General features: G+C 41.4%; 5 protein-coding genes. All 5 read left to right on the forward strand.

From position 1 onward, the window contains the following. Positions 1 to 136 precede the first annotated feature (136 nt). Genes ACKLNH_RS20325 through ACKLNH_RS20345 form a run of 5 tightly spaced genes read left to right on the forward strand, consistent with a single transcriptional unit; the run spans position 137 to position 6,015 of the window. Positions 137 to 1,351, forward strand: coding sequence for a hypothetical protein (locus ACKLNH_RS20325; RefSeq protein ID WP_413114091.1), 1,215 nt, complete (start codon positions 137 to 139; stop codon positions 1,349 to 1,351). After that, the gene (locus tag ACKLNH_RS20330) at positions 1,348 to 3,549 is read left to right on the forward strand and encodes a hypothetical protein (protein WP_413114092.1); all 2,202 of its coding nucleotides are present in this window, start codon (positions 1,348 to 1,350) and stop codon (positions 3,547 to 3,549) included. Before ACKLNH_RS20325 ends, ACKLNH_RS20330 begins: the two co-directional genes overlap by 4 nt. Continuing rightward, positions 3,549 to 5,471 (forward strand): hypothetical protein, encoded by a 1,923-nt coding sequence (locus tag ACKLNH_RS20335; RefSeq protein ID WP_413114093.1) that lies wholly within the window; start codon positions 3,549 to 3,551, stop codon positions 5,469 to 5,471. Before ACKLNH_RS20330 ends, ACKLNH_RS20335 begins: the two co-directional genes overlap by 1 nt. Next, the gene (locus ACKLNH_RS20340; RefSeq protein ID WP_413114094.1) at positions 5,459 to 5,890 is read left to right on the forward strand and encodes a hypothetical protein; all 432 of its coding nucleotides are present in this window, start codon (positions 5,459 to 5,461) and stop codon (positions 5,888 to 5,890) included. Before ACKLNH_RS20335 ends, ACKLNH_RS20340 begins: the two co-directional genes overlap by 13 nt. Next, complete coding sequence (locus ACKLNH_RS20345; protein ID WP_413114095.1) at positions 5,890 to 6,015, forward strand: hypothetical protein; 126 nt, start codon at positions 5,890 to 5,892, stop codon at positions 6,013 to 6,015. Before ACKLNH_RS20340 ends, ACKLNH_RS20345 begins: the two co-directional genes overlap by 1 nt. Positions 6,016 to 6,275 lie beyond the last annotated feature (260 nt).

Below are 6,275 nucleotides of genomic sequence, written 5' to 3' on the forward strand. Positions count from 1 at the left end.
TTATTAGCTATTTTATGCACCTCCAACCCAACGCTTAGGAGTTGCAATTAGGAGCACCCAGACACAACAAAAAGTTAGGAAAATTAGGAAAGTTAGTATACTATCGATTTCATATTCCTAATGATAGTAATTTCCTATGCGCTTGATAAGTACAAAGAAAAATTGGTGGCTGGGCAGCGTACATACTTGGATCGATGACAATGGCGATTACCAGTTCGATATCACTGACCCAACTAAGCAAAGGAAATGTTGGTTCCTGATCGATGATGATGAAGAGCCAATCTATATAGCAAACGCCTACATGCTTGATCAGTTGGTTGATGCCAAGAAAAAAGATGTATCTCAGAAAGGAAAAGCACTACTTAGCTTCTTCAAGTTCCTGAAAGCAAATAAGCTCAAATGGAATGACACTACCCCAGAGGTCGAAAGGAATAACCGCCCTATCTTTCAGTACCAAGCTAAGCTAGCAGAACTAGTTGAAAATGGTTGCTACAAAGACAAAGTGGCGGCTGGATACCTATCACACATCCGTGGGTTCTACATGTTCTGCCGCAGGCACAATTACGTCGACAAGCTCCCCTTCAATATCACTGGCTATACGGCCTACGGCGACCCCAAAACAGATTGCTACATCCAAGTTCGACATGATGAACAGGAGCTAAGGCCACTCTCTGAGTACCATCTGAAACTACTGTTTCAAAGCTGGTATGTGGTATCTCCAGAAGTTCGACTTGGCATCCTGATGTCCCTATTTATCGGCTTGCGTGAAGTTGAAGTCGGCTCAATGCCCAAGAAGCTATTTCAGGTGCCCAAAGGCTTTACGGGAAGGAATGCTCCAGACGTCCCCATTGGCCCAAGGACTGGCGTTCACACTAAAGGTGGAGTCGACAGAAAGACTCCCATTCCTGTTTGGTTGATAGAACTGATGAACAAGTACCACAGCACGAAACGGTACAGGGATCGAGCGCAGATGTACAAGAATATGTATGACTGTGGCGACGATCAACTACCAGCGCTTCTCGACCATAACGGAGAGATGTATACGACCAAGACACTTACATCGCTGTGGTCAAAAATAACCGCTGAAATCAGGAAAAGCGACCCACATTATCAACATAAATGGCATGACTGTAGATGTACATACGGTTGCGCCACGATGGATGCTTACATAGAAGTTCGTGGCCTGAGCCGAACGCAGGCACTAGCCCTGTTAAGAAAGAACATGGGTCACCTGAAGCAAACAACAACTCTACTTTATCTGGAATTTTGGGAAAACGATCCTCACACAACAATTATTGCCGATGTCATGGGTGATTTCGTTGAAATGATTATCGAAAATCTTGGGCTATGATGTATACAGTAAAAATAATAAAGCGAATCAAGAAAGAAAACGTTGAATCCGTAATTAATCTTGCGGAAAAGTTTCCAAATGCACCTGAAGGTGATCATCGAGCACTATTTAATGGCTGCCATCATAACTATGAAGAAGCAAAGTTAGGTGTGGCAAATGATAAATTAGTTTGGTCATACAGACGCATATATAACCTCGCATTTGAAATGGATGAAAAGTCAGCCTTAGATTTGGAAGTGCTCCAAGAGTACCACCGAAGAACCGAGATCATGATTGCAGAAAATCAATCCCAGAGAGCATATCGAGGGTATTTTAAAAGCTTTATTAATGCAGTCTGTCCTGAGCATTCTTCATTATTTGCAGCAAATACTAGAAAAGGAAGAAATGATAGAGGCTCCTCTCGGGCAAAGCATGCAGCAAGCCGAAATGTTAATATGGAAGAGTTTCACAATGTTGAAGATAATTTAGCCGAGACGGCTAAAACCTTAACATCAGCAGAACACTCAAGGAAACGAGTGGCACCATCTGATGAAAACCTAGTAATGGTTCCAAATAATGTAGCTGAGATCAGTCCCTTTGTTTTTCACTGGAAGAACTCTAATAACAAAGACGTCGTCATTGATTTAAGAGAAGAACTTGACCATGATTTTTGTGATGAGGCATTGCTGAGAAGGGTTGCCGATGCCTTCCGTAGCTCTCCACGTAAGCCAGCGACAAAATATACTTACTTTGCTCAATTAAGGGTGATATTCGATTGGAAGCAAAAGACTGGGAATAAGAACGATCCTATTTCAGACAGATTATTTAGGGCATATTTGTATGACCTTCATGATAAAGTCAGAAGAGGCGTCATCAAGGTTAAATCTCACACAGTAAGTAAGTATCAGCGGACAGCGCAAGCGCTGCTATTGATGTTCGGGTTGTCAAAGATTTCAAAGGCAGAATTAATCAAAGTCACATCAGGTGGTAATGATTTAGTGTCTGATGCCTACCATAAAACTGAGTGGACAATGATTGTTCGAGGGTTGGTTTCAGACCGCAAGCGACTAATCAAAATAATTAATAGCGCCTCAAAGTTAGATGAGGTAGTCATTAATGATTACATGGCAAACGTATTGTTGATGACTACGGTTTACACTGCCGCCACTCAAAAAGAACTATTTACAGCAACTTTCCCCGATCAGGTAGTTTCTTACGAAAGAAATGGCAAAGATCACTGGATTACTAAAGGGGTAAAGAACCGCTCAAATGAATTTAAAACGACAGAACTTAAATTCAAACAGAATGGTAAGCGTATGTATAAAGAGTTCTTACCTATAAGCCGGAAAGTAAACGCGTTTTGTAAAAACACAGAGTATCAACTGTTTGTAGCATTGGATGGCGGTAAGCCTAGGGAATTCACATCTCACGACCTTTATGTTTATGAAAGTAGGCTATTTAATGTAACAGAGCAGCTTCGTAAATATAAAGAAGAGAAGCCAGAATTCACAATCAGAACTCAGCGGATAAGGTCATCTATCACGAGCAAAATACAAACCGAACGTGGCGAAGGAAGCTCAGTTGTTTCTGGTCGGCATACTTTAAAAGTACACCGAGAAGCAAAATATAGTCGAAATAATAAGGAGATCAACCAGAAAGAACTTGCTGCACAAGCTCATGTCATGGAGCATTTTGGTCGCAACGAAGGAAACGTCAAGCTAGCGATTGAGGCGGTAGAAAAAGAATTTAAAATTCAAGTTCTTACCCCATTAGTCGCAAAAAAGATGCGCGAAAACAATAGTTCTTTCAATGACTTGCCTAATGGTGGTGCATGCCATAACAACGAAACCAAGGAAAAGAAACAGTTCCAGCGCAAAATTGACTCAAACCCTTTGCTTACTGAAGACGATAAAAAGCTAATGGGATGCGGCTTCATTGTTAAATGCTTTTGGTGTGACAACTTTGCCGTCGTAGATGAAGTAATTGATATTTGGCGACTGCTTTCTTTTGAACTGAAGATGCGGGAATCTTTCTCTCAACACCAAGGTATCGAGCACTATATTAAAAATTACGCTGACTTGCAGAGCCGCATTGATAAACTAAAAGAAAAATTCACACCACTCAATCTTCGTGTTGCAAAGAAGCGGCTTGAAAAAGTAGTTCACCCGTTTTGGGCTGATGACCATGCAGTAAATGATGTACTTAGGAGCTTGTCATAATGGAAAGTAAACAAGATTTACTCGATTTTATTGCGTTAACTGAAAGCGGCGAGATTGATTGCTACGATCCCAATAGACCTGTATCAGAGCATAACGGTGTCGTCATCTCTAGGATTCAAGACAATGAGTGGAACTTCAACCAATATAATAACAAGAAATATCCTAAGAGTAAGTATAAGCTGAAATGGAAAGAGGAAGAGCATAATCCACTTTTGCTCAAAGACCTTAGAAGAAGAGCCGACTATCTATTCAACTATGACCACCATGATGAAGAAGATGAAAGTATAAAATATGACCGCAAAGGTGTGACCAAGTCAGTTATTGTTTCTGATATGAACAAGGTACTTTCTATTTTCACTTGCTTCAAAGGCACCAATATTAATAATCTTGGCGCTCTTTCTCACCCAATTGTCTGGGGAATGGTTGAAGATGAAATAGCCCGAAGGGAAATGGGAGTAATAACCATTGAAGGCTACCTTACGGCTATCTGTAGGTTAATGGATGCCAATAAATTCATCCCTGAACACGAGCATTTTGTTGTAAATATCTCTCGAAGTGCGCTTGCTGTGCAGTTGGTGGCGGAAGGTAAAGAGGAGAGAGGTTCAACCCCAACCATCATACCAGAGGTATACTCAACTGTGCTGGCAAAAATCATTGGCACCGTTGAAAATGCCCATGAAAATATCAAAGACTGGTCTCTAACGACGCAAGAATACGCATTAAAGAATGGCATTACTGCGCAGGAAGCATACGCGCAGAAGAAACTCATAACTGCTATTTGCTTCAACTCATGTATTTCATTTACAGGATGCAGAATCTCAGAATTAGTAACCTTCCATAACAACTCTTACCATGAGATTGAAGTATTAGGAATAAGAGCGCCATTACTATCTGGAACCACAACAAAATTAGAGTCAGGTGTTGGAAGAGATGATGTTTGGTGTTGCGCACCAATATGTGAGAAAGCAATTGAGGTCATTCACTCTATCTGGGAAAAAGAACGCAAAGAGCCAGACAATATTAGCGAATTACCAGCCTATTATTGGAAAAGGAAAGGAGGCTTTGCTGGCGATATCAGCAGTAAGAAGAAGCCTATAAACTTAGATACCGGAAATATGACCTCGTTATTAGAGTTTGCATCGAACGCATACGGGATAGTTTATAACCCAGAATGGGAAGAATCATACGAGAGCCTTAACAGTAATGTTTTACCTGATAGAGATCCACGCAGGTTAAACAATGAGGGAGTTACTGCTTGGCATTTCTCTACTCATACGTGGCGACGTTCATTTGCACACTTTGGCGTGGGAAATGGAATAGTATCTTTGGCATCAGTTAAGCAACAATTTAAACACCTTTGCATCAGCATGACAGGTATTTATAGTGCCAGCTCCGACATTATTGCGCTCTTAGGAATAAACGATGATCCACTGCTTAAAAAAGAGCTAGATAATGCGAGAAAAGAGTACAACGACGAATATCTCAGTAAGACTTTCAGCGATGAGAACCTAGCGAGTGGTGGGTTCGCAGAAACGGTTTTGGGGGATATCACAGAACCGAGCGTTGTATCTGAAGAGAAGTACCAATCACTAGTAAAAAGCACTCAGAGAGCAGCAAGATCAACAGGTTATGGCCGTTGTTTCGGTGAAGAAAAGTGTGATTTAAACCATGTGTTTGAACCATCAGGCTGTATCGAAAGCAACTGTAGTAACCTCAGTATCAATCATGAAGAGGCAGCAAGGTGGAAGGAGCGCCACAGAAAAATGTCTGCATCGGTGATGAGAATGCTAGAAAACAACATGATCAACCCCAATGTTTTTGGTCGTGAAATCAGTGACATAAGGGCAGCAGAGAAAATTATGACTGATCATAGAATAGAGTTCACTAAGTTCGAGGGGGTTTTACCTGTATGCCAAGCGTAAGAAATAAGTTAGAGGCAGCTCTAGAGTCAATGATTGAGGAAGGAGCAAAAATTAACGCCAGTGCAGTTGAGAAACGAGCTGGGGTAAGCAACGGCTCGGTAAGTTACTACGAAGACATTGCCGAAGTGGTGCTTGAGCACAAAATTAATCAAAGGGGTGACAAAGATAAGGCAACCGCAGATGCCCGAAAAGCCGACAAAGCTAATATTTCTAAGGCTGATCTAGACAAGAAGAATGCAGACTTAAGGAAGGCAAAGAGCCTAAAGAAGAAATACTTCAATGAAAACAAAGCATTAAAAGACAATGAGGCAATTTGGGCGGCCAAGATTGGCAACCTGACGATGGCTCTCCATAAAGAACGCAGCGAGATTAATTCAGCTAGTGAGGTAATCCAATTGCCTAAGCGAGGAAGACAATAATGTCGATGCTAACAGACCCGAACGTGACCAAAGGTGATGTCTGCAAACACCTTGGCGTCAGTCGTCCAACGCTCGCAAAAGCGCTTGCTGGGCACAAAGGAGTGGTTTCAGAGTCGCTTTTCTAGTGATAAACTGGGGATGTTTTTAGGAAAACCGTGTTAAATCAAAGCGCATTGGTAGGCAGGCTCCAATGCGCTGTAAGCTCCTGATAATACGCCGTTTTGGGACACATTCATGTGTCAAAAAAGTGGATATTATCTATTTTATGTTAAGTTGGTTATGTTCAATTGGATATAAATTAGGAAATCGAGCCTCAGCCCAGACCAGTAAAGGGATTCCTAAGTTTTTTCCTAAATACCTAGTTAGAGGTGTATATGGTAAATAG

Origin of the sequence: Thaumasiovibrio clandestinus (assembly GCF_047250365.1) — a bacterium.
In the GTDB taxonomy this organism is placed as follows: Bacteria; Pseudomonadota; Gammaproteobacteria; order Enterobacterales; family Vibrionaceae; genus Thaumasiovibrio.